The following is a 24,338-nucleotide window of genomic DNA, read 5'->3' as shown; positions in this document are numbered from 1 at the left end:
TCAATTTTGGATTTTGCGAAAAGTCGGAGCGCCGGCTTCCGGCGATCTGAACTTTTCAAGACGGATTTCCGATTTTGGATTAGGTTTAAATCTAAAATCCAAAATCTAAAATCTAAAATTCCTAGCCCCTAGCCTCTAGCCCCTCTTCATTTCTGTTTTCATCTTCATCTACCCATTCTGGCTTTTGCATAATAAAGGGTAGTTCTGCACCTATTAGTCCCCGTTGAATACGTTCGGAAGTCTCGCTAAAGACTACAAACAAAGGATAAACAGAATTAGCCCCTTCACTAAAAATATGATGGTGGCGTTCGGGCATTAACCACTCATAATTACTATCAAGAAGAACTTGAGTCTTTCGCCACCGTCCTAATAAATCAGAAAAATCTTCATGGGGACGATGAATAAAAATTAAAATCTCCGCTCCCGTTTTAATTTTCCATTCTGGATCGCACATTAATATAGCGATATCACAAGGTACACAAGTTGTTTGGGCAGGTGTGGTTTCAGTTTGACGCAGACGCACAATAGGTAATGGAATAGAGATCACACTTTCATGCGGACGGCGCAGACTGGGAATCATCTCTAAGTATGGTCGATACTGTTTTAATAAAGCGATCGCTGCTTGATGATGACTATACTCTGCTAAAGTAGCTTCATAATCAGATTTTTGCACAGGCATATTTTTAAAAAGTCGAAAATATGAATAGTCAATAATAAAGTCGGAAGCAGAAACATTTCATACTTCCGACTTTGTTGTACAATCTTTTTTTTAGCCCATCTTTTCAAATACTTTGAACATCGGCAAATACATTGCTAACAAAATTGTCCCCACCATTCCCCCTAAAACCACAATCATCAGTGGTTCTAATACACTCGTTAATGCTTTAACAGCTTGCTCAACTTCATCTTCATAGAAATCAGCAACTTTCATTAACATTCCATCTAATTCCCCAGTTTCTTCACCAATACTAATCATCTGAATAGCCATAGCTGGAAAAACTGCTTCTTTTTGCAAAGCAACGCTAATCATCCCACCTTGCTGAATTTCTATCCGGGCTGCATCTATAGCATTAGCCACAATTTGGTTACCTGATGTATCCCGAACAATTTCTAAACAAGTTAGAATTGGTACGCCAGAACGAGTCAACGCCCCAAAAGTCCGGCTAAAGCGGGCAACTGCGGTTTTTTGAATCAAATCACCAAACAAAGGCATCTTCAAAGCAACACGATCCATAGTCAGTTTACCAACGGGGGTTTTGTAATACTGGTTATAGGCAATTTTCAAGCCTATAAATCCAGCAATAATTACTAGCGACCAAAAACTGCGTAATACCTCACTACAATTCATCAAAAATTGTGTTAGAGCAGGTAATTCTATACCGATATCTTTAAAAATTTTGGCAAAAATGGGAATCAAAAAAACCGTCATCCCAACGAAAATACTAGTTGCTAAAACACCTACAACAACTGGATAGGACAATGCTGCTTTAATTTGGTTTTGTAACCGAGCAACATCTTCTAATAACTTAGCTAAACGATTTAAAACTTCATCGAGAACACCACCAATTTCCCCAGCTTGCACCATACTGACATATAAATTATCAAAGCACTGAGGATGCTTTCGCATTGAATCGGAAAGATTTGTACCGGTTTGGACATCATTCCCAATGTCAGTTAAAGCCGCTTTTAATTTAGGATTGCTACACTGCTCTGCAAGTACACCCAAACTTCTCACAATAGCGACACCTGCATTAGTTAAAACGGCAAATTGACGCGAAAAAACCGCTTTATCTTTAACAGTTACGCTAACCATTGAGTTCTGAAATTTCTGTAGATCAAAACTGAATCCACCTTGAGATTCTTTTAAGTCTTGAACCACAAAACCTAAATCTCTGAGATTATTACGGGCTTGAGCCAGAGATTCAGCCGTTAATTTTTCAGTTCTGGATTTTCCTTGTCCATCCCGAACACGGGCAACATAGTTAGGCATAGGCTATAAATTCACAATAGTCAAGAGTCAATAGTCAATAATTAAGGGTAAAGAGGCAATATGTAATCAGCAATAGTTCTGATTTATTGTGCAACTGATTCCTCTGCCTCATTTACGCCCTTTGCCCTCTGATTTGTGCATTAATTAGTGGTGAGCTTTAGCCCCAGCACCAGCAGCTTGTGGTGGCGCTCCACCAATTAGACGTTGAATTTCATCCGGTTTAGAAGTCTTAGACATCGCTGCTTCAAAGGAGATAGTTCCAGCTTTATATAAATCGGCTAAAACTTTTTCTAGAGTTTGCATACCCAATTTACCGCCGGTCTGAATTGCTGAGTAAATTTGCGATGTTTTCCCTTCACGAATTAAGTTAGAAATAGCCGGGGTAATAATCATAATTTCTTGTGCCATTACCCGACCATATTCACCTGGTTTAGGATTTTTCTTGGGTACTAAAGTTTGGCTAAATACTGCCACTAAAGAGTTAGATAATTGTACCCGCACTTGAGTTTGTCTTTCATGGGGAAAAACGTCAATGATCCGGTCAACTGTCTGAGCAGCAGAGCTAGTGTGTAAGGTACCAAATACTAAGTGTCCAGTTTCCGCAGCCGAAATAGCTAAGGAAATTGTTTCTAAATCTCGCATTTCCCCTACCAGAATAATATCTGGATCTTCCCGCAAAGCTGCTTTCAAAGCATTAGCAAAACTTTTGGTATCTTCACCAAGTTGGCGCTGATGCACCAAGCTTTTAATTGGTTCATATACAAATTCAATCGGGTCTTCTACTGTCAAAATATGCTCGGCTTTGGTGCGGTTAATTAAGTCAATCATGGCCGCGAGAGTAGTTGTTTTACCAGAACCAGTCGGCCCAGTCACCAAAATTAATCCTCTGGGCTTTTCTGTCATTTCTCGTACTACATCTGGTAGCCCCAATTTATCAAAGTTGGGAATTTTAGAACTCAGTGCCCGCAAACATGCAGCATAGGAACCACGATCCTTATAAACATTGACGCGAAAACGAGCCAAACCCTTGACCCCATAAGAACAATCCAATTCCCAAGTCTGCTCTAAAGTTTTACGTTGGGTATTGTTGAGCATACTAAAGATCAGTCTCTGACACTGATCTGCAGTTAATATCTCGTCACCTATGGGGGTGAGTTTGCCACTGATGCGGAAATAGGGAGGTAAACCTGCGGATAAGTGCATATCCGAACCACCCATTTCAATCATCTGTTCCATCAAGTCTTCAATCATCATTTCCATAGTTTTACTTCCCTAGTTAGTTGTTGTTATTTGCTAGAAATGCGATTAATCGCGTCTGTACAATTGTTAGTTGTTGTTCGTGCATAAATATTTAGGCGATCGCCAATAAGCAATAACCAATGACTATTGACTAATCCGAAAAACGCGGTGTCATACAGTAGGGACAATCTAGCCATTCTGGTTGTAATGTGGCGTCACAAGTGCGACATGTTAATCCACTCTTGCGTTTAGCTTTTAATTCAGCTTCTAAACCGGTATCAGTGAATGTCACCCGCTCAACTTCTTCTAGGGTGGTGGAACCTTGGCGAACTAAATCCAAGCTGTAAGCCAGCAAGGTTTTCATTCCTTCTTCCACAGCTACTTCTTTAATGCGTTCTGTTGGTGCTTCTTCGTTAATCAGGGTTTGTAGGTTTTCGGTGATTCTCATGACCTCGTAAACACCACAACGTCCTTTGTAACCAATACCACTACAAGTTGGGCAAACCTGACCTTTAGCTTTGGCTTCGGCTTGGGCTTCGTTGGATAAGGTGTTAGCTTTGTAAAAAGTGACATTCACCTCTTGAGAAGCGGATAAACCATAACGCGCTAGTTCTTCGGTTGTGGGAGTATAGGGAACACGACAATCAGGACAAACACGTCTCATCAAGCGTTGTGCTAATACCCCAATCAAAGAACTGGAAACCATGAAAGGTTCAATACCCATTTCGCCCAAACGAGCGATCGCGCCTGGGGCATCATTGGTGTGTAAGGTAGTTAATACTAAGTGACCTGTTAAGGCTGCTTCAATCGCTGTTTTCGCAGTTTCCTTGTCTCGAGTTTCACCCACTAGTAACACATCCGGGTCTTGTCGCAGAAACGCCCGCAAAGCAGTGGCAAAATCTAGCCCTTTTTCACGAATTACCTGTACCTGGGTAATCCCTGGCAAACTGTACTCAACTGGGTCTTCTACTGTACTGATGTTAATTCCCGGAGAGTTCTTTTCGGCTAATGCTGAATACAGCGAGGTGGTTTTACCAGAACCAGTCGGGCCTGTGACCAAAATCAACCCAAAGGGACGACTAACCATGTCCTTAACAATATCTAAGGTTTCCTGGTCAGTAATCAATTTATTCAAACCCAGTTGTGTGGAGGAGTTATCCAAAATCCGCAGACAAACCTTTTCCCCATAGCGACTGGGTAGAGTATTGACTCGGAAATCCACCTTACGTCCCTCAAACATCCGGCGAATGCGTCCGTCTTGGGGTAAACGTCTTTCGGCAATGTCTAAGCTAGAGATGATTTTAAATCGAGCTGTCACCGCCGGAATGATTTTTTTCGGTAGCGGATCGAAAGCTTCACGCAGCACCCCATCCTTACGAAAGCGAATGCGTAGGTTTTCTTCCTGTGGTTCAATATGAATATCCGAAACCTTCTCATGTAAGGCTTTCGCCAAAATTCTATTAACTAGATTGATCACCGGCGCATCTTCTGCACCCTTCATCGCTGCGCCTAAGTCAGCTTCCATCTCATCCGGCGCATCATCTATATCGAGATTGTTAAGATTTTCCAGATCCTGATTGATATCTGTAAACTTTTCTTGCTCTAGATTTTTTTGCCGGATAGCTAATTCATCTAGGTATTGATTGATCAGCTTTTGGTAGTCCTCTTGGGTAATTACCATGCGCTGCAAAGCTAAACCTTGGGGGCGCAAGATGCGATTCAGGTCATCAGAAGCTTCCAGGTTATCTGGATCGACCATTGCCACTAAAACACAGGGTGGATTTTGGTCTTCATGTTTTGAGAGGGGGATTAAGCGATGGCGACGACAAATATCCACCGGGATGAGGGTTTCAATGAGTTTCCCCACCATCGTATTACCTAGCTGGTTGACTTCCGGATCGAGGAATTCAACACCGTATAGTATTTTGAGTTCAAATAACTGCTGTTTCTTGTATTGTCTGAGTAACTCAGGTGATAGTTGTCGCCCAGTAATTGACTCCAGCGTCTCCGTTAACGGAGTGCCGGATTTGCGGCTTTCAATTAAAGCCTGCCGCATCTGTTCGCTATTAACATAGCCAGACTGCACTAGCTTATTGCCAAAGGGCGAAAACTCTGTTTTGGTAGTGAGAGCGGTACTGCGCCGTTGCGGGGACGAGTAAGTCATAATTGAGCAATGAATAGGGAAAAACCTCTGAATAAAGTATTCCCAGGCTGTGGCAGATAATTCTCATTGACATTGAGTAAATTCCTGACAAAAATTTTCCTTGCTGCCGAAAAAATCCAGCACCACCAATCCAGCAGAAGCCATCTATACTCGATCCGCAACAGCAGCACTATAGCTTTTGCGCAAGCTAAAAATTTTCTTTTCAGTATTTTTATGTTAAAAACAATACTTGTATCTCAAAATTAAGGACAAAAAATATTCATTACCACTCATTCTCTGGATGTACTGCTAAAGCTACTAAATCCGTTCGGGTTACCGCCCTTAGAAGGTCTACGCTAAGACGTTGGCTATTTGTCACAATAATAGGACAGTGACATCACTTCCTAGAAAATTTGGCAAAAAATTCGCCGCATTCATCAGCCGTAAATCCCAACGGTTGCTAGATGTGGTGTAATGCCGTAAATAGTATCTGGGATGAGTGGACAATGATAGACGAAAATAAACAGGTAAACAATACAAGCCAACAATTGGGTGAACCCACAGAGGTAAAGCAAGCAATGAAGAGTGACTCCCCAGTCGAAATGAACCCCAACGACTCTGGCAGCGAAGTAACTGAGCCAGTAGCGCAAGATAATCTATCGGGAACTGCATCTACATCAGAAAATTCTGCCGCAGCGACTGAGAAAGTTGAACCGAATACAGCAGCTTTAGGAGAATTGACTCAACAAATCGAGTCACTCAAAGCGCAATTAGAAGAACGCGGCAATCAATATATGCGCATTGCGGCAGATTTTGAGAATTACCGTAAACGTAATCAAAAAGAAAAAGAAGATTTAGAAGTGCAGGTGAAGCGCAACACGATTACGGAATTATTACCAGTAGTCGATAACTTTGAGCGGGCGCGATCGCATCTCAAACCACAAACCGATGGTGAAATGACTATTCATAAAAGCTACCAAGGCGTTTACAAACAATTAGTCGATTGCTTAAAACGTCTTGGTGTCTCCCCCATGCGTCCTGAAGGTCAAGAATTCGACCCCAATCTCCATGAAGCGGTAATGCGCGAACCTACGGATGAACATCCAGAAGGAACAGTGTTAGAAGAGTTAGTACGTGGTTATTACTTGGGCGATCGCATACTGCGCCATGCAATGGTGAAAGTAGCTGCGCCTAAAGAAGATGCACCAGCACCAGACGATCAGTCGAGTCCGGCTAACTCATAAACTGTAGTTGCTCGCCTCACTGACCAAAAGTGCCTTGGTTTTTGTCAGGGCGAGCAACACTGAGCTGAAGTGCAAATAAAGATACTAACTGATGGATCGGATAGGAGAAAGGGAGACGAGGAAATTATCCGATAGGGAAACAAATTCCCCAAGCTTGATGCCTCAGACTCTATCTCTCATCAATATTTCCATCAGTATTTGTCTGTCACAAAAAAATCAAATAAGATAGTCCGCATAGTCCGCAGAGATTTGTAGCTACAAAAATCCGTAATAATACTGAATTGTATGGGAAAAGTTATAGGAATCGATTTAGGCACTACTAATAGTTGCGTCGCTGTTTTGGAAGGTGGGAAAGCAGTTGTAATTGCTAATTCCGAAGGTGGGCGCACAACTCCAAGTATTGTAGGATTTGGCAAGGGGGGCGATCGCTTGGTCGGTCAGCTAGCCAAGCGGCAAGCCGTGACTAATGCGGAAAACACAGTCTTTAGTATCAAAAGATTTATCGGTCGTCGTTGGGAAGAAACAGCAGCAGAACGCGAGCGATCGCCTTATACCTGTGTGAAAGGTCGAGATGATACCGTGGATGTACAAATTCGCGGACGTAACTATACACCCCAAGAAATATCTTCTATGATCCTGCAAAAGCTGAAGCAGGATGCAGAGAATTTCTTGGGCGAAATTGTAGATCAGGCAGTAATTACCGTACCAGCTTATTTCACCGATGCTCAAAGACAAGCAACTAAAGACGCTGGGACAATTGCTGGGCTAGAAGTTTTAAGAATCATTAATGAACCTACAGCCGCAGCTTTAGCCTTTGGTTTAGATAAACAAGACCAAGAGCAGCTAATTCTTGTCTTTGACTTGGGAGGTGGCACTTTTGACGTATCCATCCTGCAACTAGGAGATGGGGTTTTTGAAGTTAAGGCGACTAATGGTAATAATCAGCTAGGCGGCGATGACTTTGATGACTGTGTATTGCGCTGGATCATTGAAGGTTTCCTAGAACAAGAGAAGATAGACCTGTCACAAGATAAAATGGCATTGCAGCGCCTGCGCGAAGCTGCAGAAAAGGCAAAAATTGAACTTTCGAGTATGCTGAGTACCTCGATTAACTTGCCTTTTATCACTGCCGATGAAACAGGCCCCAAACATCTAGAACTAGAACTTACCCGCTCAAAATTTGAAGAACTTACAGGACATTTAGTCGTAGCCACCATCGAACCGATGACTCAAGCGATGAAAGATGCCGAGTGCAAAGCACAAGACATCGATCGGATTATTTTGGTTGGTGGTTCTACTCGCATTCCTGCAGTCCAAAACGCCTTGATCAAGTTTTTCAACGGGAAAACCCCCGATCGCTCCGTTAACCCCGATGAAGCAGTAGCTCTTGGTGCGGCGATTCAAGCTGGGGTGATGGGCGGAGAAGTTGATAATCTTTTGTTATTGGATGTCATTCCTCTATCTTTAGGGATTGAAACCTTGGGTGAGGTATTTACCAAAATCATCGAACGTAACACCACAATTCCTACCAGTAAAGGGCAAATTTTTTCTACAGCCGTTGATGGACAAACTTCAGTAGAAATACATGTCCTGCAAGGTGAACGAGCAATGGCACGAGATAACAAAAGTCTCGGTAAGTTCTTGCTAGCAGGAATCCCGCCAGCACCCCGTGGTGTGCCCCAAATTGAAGTTGCTTTTGATATCGATGTTAATGGTATCCTCAAAGTTTCTGCCCAAGACAAAGGCACAGGTAGAGAGCAGAGTATCAGAATTACCAATACTGGTGGTTTAACTAGTCAAGAAGTTGAGAGGATGCGCCAGGCTGCTGAAGTGTTTGCTGAAGATGATAGAAGGCGTAAAGAACTAGTTGAACTGAAAAATCAGGCTGAAAATCTATTCTTTAGCTACGAATCGACTTTAAAGGATAATGGTGAGTTCATTCCCGAAGAAATGAAAAATTTGGCTAATGAGAAAGTCAAACAACTGCAAGCAGCCATGACTAACTCTCAAATTTCTCTACAGGAATTCCAGCAGAACTTGGACGACTTCCAAAAAACTCTTTTTGCTATCGGTGCTAACGTCTACAACCGTGCTAACACTCAAGCTGGGGAAGAACCAAAAGTTGCCCAACAAGAAGTGGTTTCAGAACCAGAACAACCAATTAGTGGAACACTGATACCACAATTTAACTTTGATTTCGATGAAGAAAATACTGCACAGGCTGATTATGAAGCCATAGATTAGAGATTGGAAATTGGCGACAGGAAATTGGCGACAGAGAATTGGCGACAGATAATTAAAAAATTAAGAATTAAGAATTTACGTTCATTGTGAATTAAGTTTTGAAACTCTTGTAATTTGGTTGGTAGTCCCAAAATCATTATTTTGGGCACATCTAGAAAAATTGATGGGATAAAAGGTGTTTCTAATTCGCATCAGGCGTAATTTAGTATTAAGGGCTGGGATATGAGGTTTTAGGGATTGGTATGAGGAATTAGCGATTAAGTCTTTCCTTGTCCCTAGATCCCTATCCCTAGTTCCTCATCTCTAATTTTGCTAGATTGTAGAAACAAATTGCCGTGGGCTAGATACATCCCAGCACAGATACAAAAACGCTCTTAGGGGGGTTTTCCACACCTAATAGTGCGGCTAGCCCCTCTGGTGGATGGGCGGGTTTTTCCTTACCTACGTAGCACAATTGTAAAAGAGACAGCCTTAGGTAGTGAGAAGTCAGAGCAGGGTTCTGCTTTGCTCGTCCTTTCCGTAACTTTTATCGTCTCTGGTGAGCAAAGTACTTGTTGCTCAATACTTGCTGGTGATTTTTGTAAAGGGGAAAAGGTAAAATCAATTATTAACAAAATTTAACTACTACCTTTTGCCCTCTATTTTCTACCACGCCACATCCTACCAAGCTTGTACAAGCTGGAAAATCTCTAAGGACACAGTGGCTCTTGTGCTTTCTTCCTTCTAACTTTTACCTTTGCTATATGGCCCGCGACTATTATGAAATTCTGGGTGTCTCTCGTGACGCCGACAAAGAAGAAATCAAACAAGCTTACCGCCGATTAGCCCGGAAGTATCACCCAGATGTGAACAAAGAACCGGGAGCAGAGGAGCGGTTCAAGGAAATTAACCGCGCTTATGAAGTGCTTTCCGAGCCAGAAATGAGAGAGCGTTACAACCGTTTTGGGGAGGCTGGTGTCTCTGGTGCGGCGGCGTCTGGCTTTCAAGATATGGGCGATATGGGCGGCTTTGCCGATATTTTTGAGAGCATTTTCAGTGGCTTTGCTGGGGGAATGGGCGGCCCGACTCAAAGAAGACGTAGCGGCCCGGTGCGGGGTGACGACCTGCGATTAGACCTGAAGTTAGATTTTCGGGAAGCGGTATTTGGTGGTGAAAAGGAAATTCGCATTTCCCATCTAGAAACCTGTGATGTTTGTAGCGGTTCTGGTGCGAAACCAGGTACTCGCCCACGCACTTGTTCAACTTGTAGCGGTTCCGGTCAAGTCCGCCGGGTTACCAGAACGCCCTTTGGTAGTTTTACCCAAGTTTCTACTTGTCCTACCTGTAATGGTACGGGAATGGTGATTGAAGATAAATGTGATGCCTGTGAGGGTAAAGGCACAAATCAAATCACCAAGAAGCTGAAAATTACGATTCCGGCTGGTGTAGATAACGGTACTCGTCTGCGCATTTCTCAAGAAGGAGATGCAGGTCAAAGAGGCGGCCCTCCCGGAGACTTGTACGTCTACTTATTTGTGAATGAAGATGCAGAATTTCAGCGTGACGGCATTAACATTCTCTCAGAAATCAAAATTAGTTACCTGCAAGCAATTTTAGGCTGTCGTTTGGAAGTAGAGACAGTTGATGGCCCGGTGGAATTAATCATTCCCGCAGGTACTCAACCCAATACAGTGATGAAATTAGAAAATCGTGGTGTTCCGCGCTTAGGTAATCCTGTGAGCCGTGGCGACCATTTGCTGACGGTGCTGATTGATATTCCTAACAAGGTTACCCCAGAGGAGAGAGAATTGTTAGAGAAGCTAGCTAAAATTAAGGGAGAGCGCACTGGTAAGGGCGGTCTAGAAGGATTCTTGGGTAATCTGTTTAAGTAATGACTGTATCTTCTCTCTCATCTCCTGACGCTCAATTGGATTTGCGCGGTACTCCTTGCCCGATTAATTTTGTGCGGACAAAGTTACGTTTGGAAAAAATGCCACCGGGAAGTTTGCTAGAAGTGTGGCTAGATCCTGGCGAACCAATTGAGCAGGTTCCTGATAGCTTGTCTATGGCAGGCTATCAGGTAGAACAAATTGCAGATTGCACTGGTTATTTTTCCTTGTTAGTACGCCGTCCTGCGATCGCCCAATGACAGGAACAGTTAATTTCACCACTGGACAGTTATTAGGTACAGTGCTAGCTGTACAAGCTAATTTTTATCAAGTCCAGTTGGATATCACAGACAAGGAACCCCAGGAAAATAATGACGCAGAGAATTTATCACCAACAATTTCTGCGTCTTCCACTCCCCCTATGCTCCTATGCACCCGCAGAACGCGCTTGAAAAAAATTGGTCAACAGGTAATGGTGGGCGATCGCGTCGTCATTGAAGAACCAGATTGGGCTGGGGGACGCGGTGCGATCGCTGATGTCCTACCCCGGCAAACTCAGTTAGATCGTCCGCCAATTGCCAATGTCAACCAAATTCTCCTCGTCTTCGCTGTTGCCGATCCACCTCTGGAAGCCTACCAATTAAGTCGCTTTTTGGTGAAGGCGGAATCTACAGGCTTAGATGTGGTTTTATGCCTGAATAAAAGCGATTTAATCTCGCCACAAATGCAACAGCAAATTAGCGATCGCTTGCTAGCTTGGGGTTATCAACCGCTATTTATTAGCGTGCAAAATAGTATAAATATTGACCAAATATCTCATTACTTAAATCAGAGAATTACTGTAATTGCTGGCCCGTCTGGAGTTGGCAAATCTAGTCTTATTAATTCCCTAGTTCCCGATGTAAATTTGCGCGTCGGTGAGGTTTCAGGGAAATTAGCGCGCGGTCGTCACACTACCCGCCATGTAGAATTATTTGAATTACCTAGCAAAGGTTTACTCGCAGATACTCCAGGTTTTAACCAACCAGACCTCGATTGTACTCCCGAAGAATTAGTTTATTATTTCCCTGAAGCCAGAGAGCGGTTAGCTACTGGTAGCTGTCGCTTTAGCGATTGTCTGCATCGAGATGAGCCTGATTGTGTGGTGCGGGGAGACTGGGAACGCTATGAGCATTATCTCGAATTTTTAGTAGATGCGATCGCCTATCAAACTCAACGCCATCAGCAAGCAGATCCTGAATCTACCTTAAAGTTAAAAACTAAAGGTAAAGGTCAGGCTCAGTACGAACCAAAGTTAGAAAGTAAAAAATATCGTCGTGTAGCTCGCAAAACTCAACTCCAAGCTTTGCAAGATTTGTATCAAGATAGTGAAGAATAAGCGGATAATAAAGCTGGTAACGCTAACAGAGATCCTCAATTATCTTATTACCTATACTTTTTTACACCAAATATTCCGATTTTGGTAGTCTGCGTAGTCAGGAATTTAGTTTTCGGCTTCAGGGTTTTATTTACTCGCTAAAAAGCCCAAAAACTTTTGTGCAAAGTTTATGTTAGCGATCGCCCTACAGCAGCTCATTTCTGCTGTGGAAGAATATTTATTGAGGAAAAAAACATTAACTAATGTCACAATCCCAATAAAGTCTTAAAATATTGTTAATTTCTGCCAAACACCTCTCGACCTTCAATTTACACGTACCACCCCAGAATAATTATGGCTATAGGCTACGTCGCGCTTGTTCTCCATGCACATCTACCCTTCGTTCGTCACCCAGAAAGTGATTATGTGTTGGAGGAAGAATGGCTATATGAAGCCATTACAGAAACTTATATTCCCTTATTGAAAGTATTTGAAGGACTAAAGCGAGACGGCATCGATTTTAAAATCACGATGAGCATGACACCACCTTTGGTATCAATGCTCCGCGATCCTCTATTACAAGAACGCTATGATGCACATTTAGCCAAGCTAGAAGAACTAATTGAACTAGAGGCTGAACGGAATGTCCACAATGGGCATCTTAAGTATTTAGCAGAACATTATGCTACGGAGTTTAACGAAGCGCGTCAGGTATGGGAACATTACAAGGGCGATTTAGTAACAGCATTTAAGCAGTTCCAGGATACTAACAACCTGGAAATTATTACTTGTGGTGCTACTCACGGCTACCTACCACTGATGAAAATGTATCCCGAAGCTGTTTGGGCACAAATTCAGGTAGCTTGCGAACATTACGAAGAAACTTTTGGTCAAGCACCCAGAGGCATTTGGTTGCCTGAATGTGCTTACTATGAAGGTTTAGAACGGATGCTGACCGATGCAGGCTTGCGTTACTTCCTGACTGACGGTCATGGTATCCTTTACGCCCGTCCTCGTCCCCGTTTCGGTACCTATGCCCCCATTTTTAGCGAAACTGGTGTAGCTGCTTTTGGACGCGATCATGAATCTTCGCAACAGGTATGGTCTTCTGAGGTGGGCTATCCTGGTGCAGCAGAATACCGCGAGTTTTACAAAGATTTGGGCTGGGAAGCAGAATATGAGTACATCAAGCCCTACATCATGCCTAACGGGCAGCGTAAAAATACTGGCATTAAGTATCATAAAATTACCGGGCGGGGCTTAGGACTTTCCGATAAAGCACTGTATGACCCTTACTGGGCAAAGGAAAAAGCAGCAGAACATGCGGCTAATTTCATGTATAATCGGGAACGGCAAGCTGAACATTTACATGGTATAATGCAGCGTCCGCCGATTATCGTTTCACCCTACGATGCTGAATTATTTGGACATTGGTGGTATGAAGGCCCCTGGTTTATTGATTATCTGTTCCGTAAATCATGGTATGACCAAAAAACCTATGCCATGACTCATTTAGCTGATTATTTACGCGAACAGCCAACTCAGCAAGTATGTCGTCCTTCCCAATCGAGTTGGGGTTACAAAGGATTCCATGAATATTGGTTAAACGACACAAATGCATGGATTTACCCCCATTTGCACAAAGCTGCGGAACGGATGATTGAAATCTCCCATATAGAACCAGAAGATGAATTGCAATGGAAAGCTTTAAACCAAGCCGCAAGGGAGTTACTATTAGCACAATCTTCCGACTGGGCATTTATCATGCGGACGGGGACAATGGTACCCTATGCTGTAAGAAGAACGCGATCGCACTTAATGCGGTTCAATAAACTCTACGAAGATGTCAAAATCGGCAAAGTTGATAGCGGTTGGTTAGAAAAAATTGAGTTGATGGATAATATCTTCCCCAATATCAACTACCGCGTTTATCGTCCTTTGTAATCAGTTTTTGTCATTAAGTTTACAACCAACTCCATAGAGGTAAACATTTTAGGGTGGGTAATACCTACCCTAATTTTCTTGGCAAAACTTGAGGTATTTTAGGACTGACGCACCGAACACAAAAACCCTCACAAGGGTAGTCAAAAGTCAAAAGTCAATGGTCAAAATTCAAGTTTTTGGACTATGGACTATTGACCATTGACAAAAAGCATGAAAAATATCTGACACTGCGTAAGTCCTATATTTGCTTTTGCTTTTCCACACACCAAAAACAATGTGCGGCTGTTAACATTCACAGGCGCACATCAGGTTTTTAGGTTTTCATGGAAATGGCGATCGCAGATGGTTGTAGTCCGGATATTTAACCAAATCTGCCGCTTACATAATCTCTGGTATCTTCCTGCTTAGGATTGTTAAAGATTGATTCGGTAGCATCATATTCTACCAAGTAACCACTACGACCACCTTTTTCTGAGCGTTGGACGTTAAAGAAAGCTGTCATATCAGAAACCCGCGCCGCTTGTTGCATATTGTGGGTAACGATGACAATGGTATATTGCTCTTTTAACTCATGAATCAATTCTTCAATCCGCAGAGTCGAAATTGGATCGAGCGCAGAGCATGGTTCATCCATTAAGATAATTTCTGGTTGAACTGCGATCGCTCTAGCAATACATAAACGCTGTTGTTGTCCACCAGATAAAGATAAACCACTTTGGCGCAGTTTGTCTTTTACTTCATCCCATAAAGCCGCTTGACGCAAACTTTTCTCCACCAATTCATCCATATTACCTCTGTAACCATTTATTTTGGCTCCAAAAGCGATATTGTCATAAATTGATTTGGGAAATGGATTTGGCTTTTGAAATACCATTCCAATCCGGCGACGCACCTCTACTGGATCGATGTCAGGGGCGTATAGGTTTTTATCGTAATAATAAACTTTACCTTCTGCCCGAAAAGTTTCAATCAGGTCATTGAGACGGTTATAGCATCTGAGTAAGGTACTTTTACCACAACCAGAAGGGCCGATAAAGGCTGTAACTCTGTTTTTCGGTATATCTAGCCAAATATCCCGCACAGCTAGGAAATTGCCATAGTAAATATTTAGGTTTTCTGTACGTAATACAGTTTCGGTACCATTCACTGTGCTAATGTTAGAAGCCATAAATAGTCTAGTGTAAGTTTGGGGGTAATAATATGCCCAGAAAACGATGTTGCACTAAGCTTTCTGGCGAGTTGCCCAACGGGCGATGATACTGGTTATCAGTACCATTAACACCAAAATCAGAGAAGCTGCCCAAGCTAGTGACTGTAAGTTTTTAAACGGGGTAATGGCGAAGTTATAAACCAATACAGCCAGAGAGGCTGTGGGTTTAAATAGCCCATTCGGCCAAAACTGAGAGAATAAAGCGGTAAACAATAAAGGAGCCGTTTCTCCAGATGCGCGAGCGATCGCTAAAGTTGTTCCAGTAACAATTGCTGGTAAAGCTGCGGGTAACACTACTTGCGTTACCGTTTGGAATTTAGTTGCACCTAAACCCAAAGATGCTTGTCGCAAATCTTGTGGTACTAACTGCAAAGCTTCATCAGTAGTACGGACAATAATTGGCAGCATTAAAATGGATAGTGCAAAACCACCACCTATCGCTGAGTAAGAACCTAAGTTTAGTTTTACTAAAGTTAAAACTACAATCCCATAGGCAAACACCCCAGCAATAATAGAGGGTACTCCACTTAGGATATTAGTTGCAAATCGTACTACTCTTGCTATTTTACCAGAACTAAATTCTGTCAAATAAATTGCTGCTAAAACTCCAAAGGGAATGCTAATGAATGCCCCAATTCCTACCATCATTAGCGTGCCTAAAATCGCATTACCAAAGCCGCCGCCTTTGCGCAATGGTGCCGGTGGTAGTTCAGTAAATATACTAGGACTAAGACTGCTAAAACCTTGGATTATCACATAAGACAAAACTGCCAGCAATGGTAGCAGAGCCAATATGCCACAAGTAAATGCTAAAACAGTCATCACTGTATTAAACAGCGTCCTCTGAGACATAGGGGCGCGTATTAGGCTGCTTTCTGGATAACTACTAGAAGTCATAATTCAACCCACAACTACCCTAAATTCGCTTCATGCGCATCACAATCAATTCTGCAAATATATTGACTATGAGCGTTAACACAAACAACACTAAAGCTGCATACATTAAAGCTGCTACTTGCAAACCGCTAGCTTCGGAAAATTGATTTGCTAGTAGAGAAGAAATTGTATTGGCTGGTGCTAAAAACGAAAGACTAATATTGTTAGAGTTACCAATTAACATTGTTACAGCCATCGTTTCTCCCATAGCTCGCCCTAGTGCTAGCATCACAGCACTAACTATCCCAGAAAACGCTGCTGGTATTAAAACTTGAAAAATTGTTTCCCAACGAGTCGCACCTAATCCCACAGATGCTTGACGCAAAGTCGGAGGAATTGAAATCAAAGCATCTCGCGATATGGCTGTGATAATGGGTAAAGTCATAATTGCGAGGATTACTCCAGCCGGTAGCATTCCTGGCCCTGTAGGTACAGTACTAAAGATTGGTAAAAAACCCAAGGAACTATGGAGCCATTTTCCTAAATTGGTGACAATCGGTACTAAAACGAAAATGCCCCAGATGCCATAGACAACGCTAGGAATAGCTGCGAGCAATTCTACCAAAAATACCAATACCAATCTGACTTTTGATGGCAAAAAATCTTCACTCAATAAAACAGCAGTACCAACACCAATAGGTACGGCTAACAGCAAACCAATGAAAGAACTTACTAAAGTTCCATAAACTTGCGGTAGAACTCCATATTCATCATTCACCGGATTCCAACTGCTATGAGCTAAAAAGCTGACACCAAAAGTTTGGATAGCCGGCCAAGCACCAATGGCTACCTGCATTGTAATCCACAATAAGGTAGCCGCAATGGATATCGCAAAAATCCGCGTCAGCCAAATAAAGCTCCGATCTAGGGATTTTTCTACTTCTGAGCGATTTTTGATGACTGATGGCAGATTGTGTGTATTTATAGCCATGTATACTGACTGGAAAAAGTTAGCTCAAGAAAAATGTGGAAGAGAACCAGACTGAATAGAATTGTCGCCAGGTAAAACATTGAACCTGAAATTTATATTTTCAGATGGGAGCGACAAAGCGACAAATCTAGCAATTAGTTAACACTTAATTGACTTAATAGCTCCCCATCCTTTGACTTTTGACTTTTGTTATCAAAAAGCCTATTTACTGCTAGCGCTAGTAGCACCGCCAACAGCAATCTTATAATCGGGAGTGATTTGATCGGCAGCAGCAGCTACCTTTGTAATCACATTTTGAGGTAAAGGTACATACCCTAGTTCGGTAGCAAGTTTTTGACCATCAGTTAAAGCGTACTCGATTAAGGCTTCCATTGCCTTACCTTTTGCCGCATCATCATATTTTTTGTAAGCCAAAATCCAGGTATATGTAACTACAGGATAGGAATCTGCACCTTCTGGATCTGTAATGAAAGCGCGAAGATCTGCTGGTAGGGTTACGGATTCCAGAGTTTTAGATGCGGACTGATCGGTAGGTGTAATAAATTTACCGCCTTTATTTTCTAAAGCTGCAACATTGAGTTGATTTTGTTTGGCGTAGCCATACTCAATGTAGCCAATTGCACCTTGAGTTTGTTGAATTTGGGCTGTAACGCCTTCATTACCCTTAGCGCCAACACCTACTGGCCATTTTACACTCTTACCATCACCAACTTTTGTTTTCCACTCTGGGCTGATAGCGCTCAGATGTTTTGTAAACACACCTGTAGTACCGCTACCATCAGAACGATAAACAACTGTAATTGGCTGTTTAGGCAGTTTGGCATCAGGGTTAGCCTTAGCAATTAGAGGATCATCCCAAGATTTGATTTTGCCTAAGAGAATGTCAGTGTAAACGGCTCGTGGCAGATTGAGTGTAGGAACATCAGGTAAATTGTAGGCAAGAACAATGCTACCTGCGGTCACAGGTAGTAAAATTACACCTTTATCTACCTTTTGAATTTCCTCATCTTTCATTGCCACATCGCTAGCACCGAAATCTACAGTGCCTTTGATAAATTGCTCAACACCAGCGCCGCTACCAACCGATTGATAGTTAACTTGCAAGTTGGGATATTTTTTATTCAAATCTGTAAACCAACTTGCATACAGAGGTGCAGGAAAAGATGCACCAGCACCTGTTAAGGAAATGTTGCCACCCAGATCTAATTTTTTACTAGGGTTAGAAGCAGTAGTATCTGTAGCACTACTAGGTGTCTCTTTAGTCCCTGTATTCTCTGGAGCTTGTTGTCCGCCACAAGCAGTTAAGCCAATTGTCAGTGCTAATACTGATAGTGTTTTAACTATTGAAGTATTTGTTCGCACACTTAAGTATGAAAGCATTGGTGTCAGTTTTCGTCAACTTCCAAGTTAGCGATTCTACGATACCTCTAAAATGTCACCTTGAGGGTAAAAAAGAGGTTAACAAACTCCAAAAATTTGTCTTTTTTTGGTAAATTTTATATTTGGTAGTTTTGTAACTTAAGCTAAAATTTATACATAGTGCTTAAAGCAACAAAATAATACTTAAGTAATTTATGTATTCTAGATGTAGAAAACAATCTCTAGTTCTGTGATGGTTGGTGCTATGACAAAAAATGCGATCGCTGTATGATTTAACTCCGAAATAACAAGGTACTATCTATGAAAAAAATTACAATTCAGCATGATAGCTAGGCATCAGCCATTGAGGTGCTAGCTTGATTTCACTAGCATTACAGAATATATGAAAATCTCAAAAACTCTTGCTAGATTTAGCTGTAGTCAGTTCTAGCTTAATTCAACCTTGAGCGCTTCACTGTTCAGCAATTACTAATTATCAAATACATAAAGGTGATGAATACACAAGATTGACTTGCAGCATCAGCTTTAATTCTCAAATATTCAGTTTGGTTTAGTTCCGCAAGTTCTCATCTTTGTGCTTGTTTTTGACCAAGATTACAACTAAGTAAATCGGAGCAATGAAAGACAACTGGTGTTTGCGTAGCGTCTCCCACAGGAGAGTTATGTCATTGGTAATTGGTCATTGGTAAGGGTTCCAAGCATGTTTACATTGCGCAACATAGTTTGGTGCAATTGTTGACTTACTTGTAAGAAATTTCCCCTGCAATAAAACCTGTATCGAGTTTGAGTTTTTCCCATAATTTAGTTAGACTTTTTTACCCAATTCGTTAGTTGGATAAGGTAAAAGAGATAGTAAAAGATATGCAGCAATTGAAAATGTATATTTAGTATAAAAAAGTACTTTATCTCCGAGAGAAAAACACTGATAACCCTAATTTTGAGTATTAGATGAGTATTTCAGATACAAACAAGGTTGAAAGCCCTATAAATATGGCAACTGTTCAATTATTATGGTCTATGATTGGCTTACTGTTGACTATGGGTAGTACTTTCCTCGAAGCCTATGGAATTACATTACCTTGGAGTTGGGGTAAGCAAGGAATTCAAACTTTTTCTTTAGGTGTCAGTTATCAAATTGGAGCCGTACTTCTGGTAGGTTGTTTAGGTGGTAAAAATGCTGGCGCACTTTCACAAATTGCTTATTTAGTTATGGGCTTAACATTTTTACCAGTTTTTTCTGAAGGTGGTGGTATAGGTTATGTCAAGCTAGCTCATTTTGGTTACTTACTGGGTTTTATCCCTGGTGCTTGGATTTGTGGATATTTAGCATTTAAAGCTAGACCTAAATTGGAAACTCTGGGATTTAGTTGTTTGTGTGGATTGTTATCTGTACACATCTGCGGTATTACTTATTTAATTATTAGTTATATTTTCCAATGGCAAGGCACAGAAGATTTAAGCTTAATGCAAGCAATTATTAAATACTCTTGGTCTGTGCTACCAGGACAATTGACTGTAGTTTGTGCCGTGACTGTAATAGCATATTTATTACGACATTTAATGTTTTATTAGTTATGGGGGTCTGAAGAGTGAACAGCTTGGTTTAAACAAACAAAATTACAATCTATGCTTCTCATTCTGAAATCCCATTCCATACTGCCTAATCCATAGTTTCTAGTCCCTAATTTCATGCGTTTAAAAAATCACCTGTTCTGGCTTGCAGCCTTCATAGCTTTTTTTATTGACCAATTGACAAAATACTGGGTGGTGCAAACCTTTAAGTTGGGGCAAACATTACCAATTTTACAAGATATATTTCACTTTACTTATGTAACCAATACTGGTGCAGCTTTTAGTATTTTAAGTGGAAAAGTTGAGTGGTTGCGCTGGCTATCTTTAGGAGTTAGTTTGGTTTTAGTCTGCCTAGCATTATTTGGTTCCTTATTAAATTTTTGGGATCAACTTGGCTATGGTTTGATTTTAGGTGGAGCAATGGGTAATGGTATCGATAGGTTTATTTTAGGTTATGTTGTCGATTTTCTAGATTTTCGCTTGATTAATTTTGCTGTTTTTAATATGGCAGATTCTTTTATAAGTATTGGTATTGTTTGTTTGTTAATTGCATCTTGGCAAAAGACACCAAGTTCTCCTAATAGATAGGGCGATAGTAATTCTATTTGATTTGCTAACAAAATAAGGGGGACAAGGGAGATAGATATTTGTGAATCGTTTAGATATTGAATAATAGTAAAAATCTCTTATCTGAATGCAATTTTTCACATAATTAAGCCTGAGAGTCAACACTCTCAGGCTTATACTTTTATCATCCTGAATTTTAGGATATGCAACGAGAATTTGAGAGATTTACTTTCACCACTTGGTATTGCATATTATGCAACTTTATCAACTAGTGCGATATATCAGATTAACTGACTGTTGATAATGGCAAATTCATCTCAAAATTCTGTTTTACCTGTTATTTTCCAGTAGATGGAGTTGATGGCGAACTAGTAGCTGGAACTTGAGTGGGAGAAATTGCACCTGGTTCGCTAGTAGTACCTGGGTTGCTAGGATCGGGTGTAATTGTGCTGCTTGGTGCTACACTTTCTGGATTGCTAGAATCAGGTGGGGTGGTGCTGCCTGGTAATGGAGTCAGACTACCGGGGGTAGAAGTACCTGGTTCAGGAATATTGGTGCTACCTGGTACTGTATTTCCAGGTGTGCTACTACCTGGTGCTGGAGTGCTGTCAGTAGGACTGGTAGATCCTGGTGTGGTAGGGTTGCTGGGAGAAGTTATATCGGAAGGACTAGACCCTGGTGCAGTATTGCTGTTTGGTGTTGTACTTTCGGGTGTGGGGCTGGTTGTACTACCGCTATTAGGAGAGCTAGTATCAACTGCTGTGCCACCTTGACAGCGTGAATTGAGCGGAAAATGTTCACACAGAATTTTCATGCCTTCTGGTGACATCTGGATTTCCGTTGGTGAATTAGTGGATGAGCTATTAGATTGAGCTATGGAGGATTTACTTGATTCGGCACCAGCAACATTGGCGGTTAGGGCTAATGTTAGAGCTGTACCAATCAGGCTCAGAGTTTTTCCCTTCATTCTGAATTAACCTCAACGGAACACTCCGCCCATTAAACCAAACAAAATTATTTATAAAATCTGTCTAAATGGGGATGTATATTTTTGCTGCGATGTATGTGGATTTATTAAAGCGGTAAAATTTACACCGGGAACTTTTTGATTTTGAGTTTAGACAATTACAAAAGCAAATCTGCTATCTTAGGTTTTGATTATTGCTAATAGTATATATAATAGGCATTTTAGGCGAAAAATACAATGAATTGTGTAGGTAAATAATAGCTCAAGACAAATTTGGTAGATATGCTGAATAACTATATTTTAGATGTAAAATATATTCGGAAAAAATCAGTACAACTAATTTCCCCTTAGGCTTATGAGTAAAATGGTGTAAGACTACCATTAAAATTGTAAATCTTCTGATTGTTAGTTAATAGGCGTAATGTAAATAGCCAATGAGTTCCCCGCAACCTCCTCAAAAGCCCCAAACCATACTTGGTCAACTGACGCAAGCAGTACATACAATTCAAGCTAGGGTGGATTTTTCCAAACTAGCACTTAAGCCCAATGCCAAAGTACCGGAACTGTGGGTGCAGGATGCGGGAGCAGATAAGGCGGAGGTATATCCGTTGTTAGGCGATCGCTATGTGTTAGGACGCAGTTCCAAATCTAGCGATATTGTGGTGCGTAACCCGGTAGTTAGCCAAATTCACCTGTCATTATCCCGTGATTCTAGCCAACGCACCCCCGTGTTCATTATTAAAGATGAAAACTCTACTAATGGTATTTACCGAGGTAAGCGTAGGGTCACCTCTTTAGAATTACGTCATGGCGATATTCTCACCTTGGGGCCGCCAGAATTAGCTGCTTCCGTGCGTCTCCAATATGTCGATCCACCAGCTTGGTATGTGAAAGCCGCAACTTGGGCGACTTATGGCGTTGGTGGGGTGGGAGCCTTATTCGCTTTAGTGATTGGCGTGGAATGGCTGAAATTTTCCGTCAGACCGTTACCTACAGCTACCCGTGCGCCTGTGGTTGTTTACGCCCGTGATGGTTCTACACCACTACGGGAGCCGAGAACTACATCTCATATAGATTTGAAGCGATTGGATGATTTTGGCCCTTATTTAGCAAAAGCTGTGGTGGCTTCAGAAGATAGCCGCTATTTTTGGCACTTTGGCGTCGATCCTTTGGGAATTATGCGTGCTTTGCTAATTAATAGTCGAAGCGGTGATGTGCAGCAAGGAGCCAGTACAGTTACGCAACAAGTTGCTCGCAGTTTGTTTCGGGATTATGTAGGTAGACAAGATTCTCTGGGGCGGAAATTGCGGGAAGCTGTTGTAGCTTTGAAGCTGGAGACTTTTTACAGCAAAGACGAAATTTTGCTGACTTATTTAAATAGAGTATTTTTAGGTGGAGATACCTCTGGCTTTGAAGATGCGGCTAAATATTACTTTGAAAAGTCGGCTAAAGAATTAACTTTGGCGGAAGCTGCAACTTTGGTAGGTATTTTACCAGGCCCCAACGCCTTTGATTTCTGTGGAGAAGGCCCGAATAAACTAGAGGCGGCTGAATACCGTAACCGCGTAATTAAGCGAATGGTAGAAATGGGTCAAATTAAACCAGAGGAAGCAAACCGCGCTAGACGTTCGACTGTACAAGTCAGCCCAAAAGTTTGCGAACAGCAAGCAAAAACAATCAGTCCTTATTTTTATAATTATGTCTTCCAAGAACTAGAAGAAATCTTGGGGGAGGGAGCAGCGAAAGAAGGCAATTATATTATTGAAACTCAGCTAGATATAGCTATTCAAGCGCAAGCGGAAGCCGCGTTACGTAATTCCGTAAATACTGCTGGGTCAAGTTTTAGGTTTTCCCAGGGAGCGATCGTTACCTTAGATTCCAGCAATGGCAGTATTTTGGCAATGGTTGGGGGAACAGATTACAGAAAAAGCCAATTTAATCGGGCTGTGCAAGCCAAAAGGCAACCAGGTTCTACTTTTAAAATTTTCCCTTACACTGCTGCTTTAGTGCAAGGAATTTCCCCATTTAAAAGTTATTCTTGTTCGCCTTTAACTTGGCAAGGCTTTACATATAAACCTTGTCGCGTGGGTGGAGATACGAGTTTAGATATGACCACAGGGTTTGAGTTGTCAGAAAACCCGATCGCTTTACGAATAGCACGAGAAGTTGGGTTAGACAAAGTAGTAGCAATGGCTCAACGTTTAGGTGTCAAATCAGCACTCGATCCTGTTCCTGGTTTGGTACTTGGTCAAAGTGTTGTCAATGTTTTGGAAATGACTGGTTCTTTTGGGGCTATTGCTAATCGGGGGGTATGGAATCCTCCCCATGCAATTAGCCGGATTTTAGACAGTGGTGATTGTCGCGAGCCTAAGGATCTTAAAACCTGTCGTGTAATTTACTCCTTTGACCAAGATCCTGATGCTAATAAACGAGTGCTATCTAATGATGTAGCCGCTCGGATGACTACAATGATGCAGGGAGTAGTGACCAGGGGTACTGGTCGGGGTGCTTCTCTGGGATTAGGGGAAGGTGGGAAAACAGGTACAACAGATAAGAACGTTGACTTGTGGTACATTGGCTTTATTCCCAGTCGGCGCTTGGTTACTGGGATTTGGCTAGGTAATGATAACAACTCCCCCACATCTGGTAGTAGCGCCCAAGCGGCTCAGTTATGGGGTAATTATATGGGGCGAATTGTTAAGTAATTGGTCAATGGTCAATGGTCATTTGTCATTTGTCATTGGTA

Annotated in this window: 18 protein-coding genes; 9 read left to right on the top strand and 9 right to left on the bottom strand. The window is 41.8% G+C overall.

The genetic code is table 11. From position 1 onward, the window contains the following. Window positions 1–121: 121 nt before the first annotated feature. The 4 genes from AACW45_RS00425 to AACW45_RS00410 form a co-directional block, all read right to left on the bottom strand. Entirely contained in the window at window positions 122–679 is a 558-nt protein-coding gene (locus AACW45_RS00425; protein ID WP_190626572.1) for a hypothetical protein, read from the bottom strand. A gap of 90 nt (window positions 680–769) precedes the next feature. Beyond that, complete coding sequence (locus AACW45_RS00420; RefSeq protein ID WP_190626570.1) at window positions 770–1,990, bottom strand: type II secretion system F family protein; 1,221 nt, start codon at window positions 1,988–1,990, stop codon at window positions 770–772. Window positions 1,991–2,134: 144 nt separating this feature from the next. Continuing rightward, a complete protein-coding gene (locus tag AACW45_RS00415) occupies window positions 2,135–3,250 on the bottom strand; it encodes a type IV pilus twitching motility protein PilT (protein WP_190626568.1) in 1,116 nt (371 codons plus the stop codon). Between the two features lie 130 nt (window positions 3,251–3,380). Next, window positions 3,381–5,393, bottom strand: coding sequence for a GspE/PulE family protein (locus AACW45_RS00410; RefSeq protein WP_190626566.1), 2,013 nt, complete (start codon window positions 5,391–5,393; stop codon window positions 3,381–3,383). A 485-nt stretch (window positions 5,394–5,878) separates the two neighbouring features. On the opposite strand from AACW45_RS00410, the gene grpE reads away from it, so the two are divergent. The 6 genes from grpE (at window position 5,879) to AACW45_RS00380 (ending at window position 14,029) form a co-directional block, all read left to right on the top strand. Then, window positions 5,879–6,616 (top strand): nucleotide exchange factor GrpE, encoded by a 738-nt coding sequence (grpE, locus tag AACW45_RS00405; protein WP_190626565.1) that lies wholly within the window; start codon window positions 5,879–5,881, stop codon window positions 6,614–6,616. A 285-nt stretch (window positions 6,617–6,901) separates the two neighbouring features. Next, window positions 6,902–8,860: a molecular chaperone DnaK gene (dnaK, locus tag AACW45_RS00400; RefSeq protein ID WP_190626563.1), complete on the top strand. Its 1,959-nt coding sequence runs from the start codon at window positions 6,902–6,904 to the stop codon at window positions 8,858–8,860. 743 nt (window positions 8,861–9,603) lie between these two features. After that, window positions 9,604–10,731, top strand: coding sequence for a molecular chaperone DnaJ (dnaJ, locus tag AACW45_RS00395; RefSeq protein WP_096644152.1), 1,128 nt, complete (start codon window positions 9,604–9,606; stop codon window positions 10,729–10,731). Further along, window positions 10,731–10,988: a sulfurtransferase TusA family protein gene (locus tag AACW45_RS00390; protein ID WP_096644151.1), complete on the top strand. Its 258-nt coding sequence runs from the start codon at window positions 10,731–10,733 to the stop codon at window positions 10,986–10,988. Before dnaJ ends, AACW45_RS00390 begins: the two co-directional genes overlap by 1 nt. Then, the gene (rsgA, locus tag AACW45_RS00385; RefSeq protein ID WP_190626560.1) at window positions 10,985–12,106 is read left to right on the top strand and encodes a small ribosomal subunit biogenesis GTPase RsgA; all 1,122 of its coding nucleotides are present in this window, start codon (window positions 10,985–10,987) and stop codon (window positions 12,104–12,106) included. The genes AACW45_RS00390 and rsgA overlap by 4 nt, the downstream gene beginning before the upstream one ends. 333 nt (window positions 12,107–12,439) lie before the next feature. Then, a complete protein-coding gene (locus AACW45_RS00380) occupies window positions 12,440–14,029 on the top strand; it encodes a glycoside hydrolase family 57 protein (protein WP_190626558.1) in 1,590 nt (529 codons plus the stop codon). 361 nt (window positions 14,030–14,390) lie between these two features. Here the strand turns inward: AACW45_RS00380 and pstB are convergent, their stop codons facing one another. From pstB to pstS, 4 genes are all read right to left on the bottom strand, one after another. Beyond that, the gene (pstB, locus tag AACW45_RS00375) at window positions 14,391–15,197 is read right to left on the bottom strand and encodes a phosphate ABC transporter ATP-binding protein PstB (RefSeq protein WP_190626556.1); all 807 of its coding nucleotides are present in this window, start codon (window positions 15,195–15,197) and stop codon (window positions 14,391–14,393) included. A 54-nt stretch (window positions 15,198–15,251) separates the two neighbouring features. Further along, complete coding sequence (gene pstA, locus AACW45_RS00370; RefSeq protein WP_190626554.1) at window positions 15,252–16,136, bottom strand: phosphate ABC transporter permease PstA; 885 nt, start codon at window positions 16,134–16,136, stop codon at window positions 15,252–15,254. A 19-nt stretch (window positions 16,137–16,155) separates the two neighbouring features. After that, window positions 16,156–17,106 (bottom strand): phosphate ABC transporter permease subunit PstC, encoded by a 951-nt coding sequence (pstC, locus tag AACW45_RS00365; RefSeq protein WP_190626553.1) that lies wholly within the window; start codon window positions 17,104–17,106, stop codon window positions 16,156–16,158. A 201-nt stretch (window positions 17,107–17,307) separates the two neighbouring features. Further along, window positions 17,308–18,486, bottom strand: coding sequence for a phosphate ABC transporter substrate-binding protein PstS (gene pstS / locus AACW45_RS00360; RefSeq protein WP_190626551.1), 1,179 nt, complete (start codon window positions 18,484–18,486; stop codon window positions 17,308–17,310). Between the two features lie 990 nt (window positions 18,487–19,476). Here pstS and AACW45_RS00355 point away from each other — a divergent pair. Both AACW45_RS00355 and lspA read left to right on the top strand, forming a co-directional pair. Continuing rightward, a complete protein-coding gene (locus tag AACW45_RS00355) occupies window positions 19,477–20,058 on the top strand; it encodes a biotin transporter BioY (protein WP_199330846.1) in 582 nt (193 codons plus the stop codon). A gap of 117 nt (window positions 20,059–20,175) precedes the next feature. After that, window positions 20,176–20,646, top strand: a complete 471-nt coding sequence (gene lspA / locus AACW45_RS00350; protein WP_190626549.1) for a signal peptidase II — start codon at window positions 20,176–20,178, stop codon at window positions 20,644–20,646. A 316-nt stretch (window positions 20,647–20,962) separates the two neighbouring features. On the opposite strand, the gene AACW45_RS00345 is transcribed toward lspA, so the two are convergent. Next, the gene (locus tag AACW45_RS00345; RefSeq protein ID WP_190626548.1) at window positions 20,963–21,592 is read right to left on the bottom strand and encodes a hypothetical protein; all 630 of its coding nucleotides are present in this window, start codon (window positions 21,590–21,592) and stop codon (window positions 20,963–20,965) included. A 434-nt stretch (window positions 21,593–22,026) separates the two neighbouring features. Between AACW45_RS00345 and AACW45_RS00340 the strand changes: the two genes are divergently transcribed. Further along, window positions 22,027–24,297, top strand: a complete 2,271-nt coding sequence (locus tag AACW45_RS00340; RefSeq protein WP_190626546.1) for a transglycosylase domain-containing protein — start codon at window positions 22,027–22,029, stop codon at window positions 24,295–24,297. The last annotated feature ends 41 nt before the right edge of the window (window positions 24,298–24,338 follow it).

This window comes from Calothrix sp. FACHB-168 (assembly GCF_963889195.1).
GTDB classification, from domain to species: Bacteria; Cyanobacteriota; Cyanobacteriia; order Cyanobacteriales; family Nostocaceae; genus Aulosira; species Aulosira anomala_A.
The sequence above is the reverse complement of the archived record's forward strand: the minus strand, read 5'-3'. Positions and strand labels throughout refer to the sequence as shown.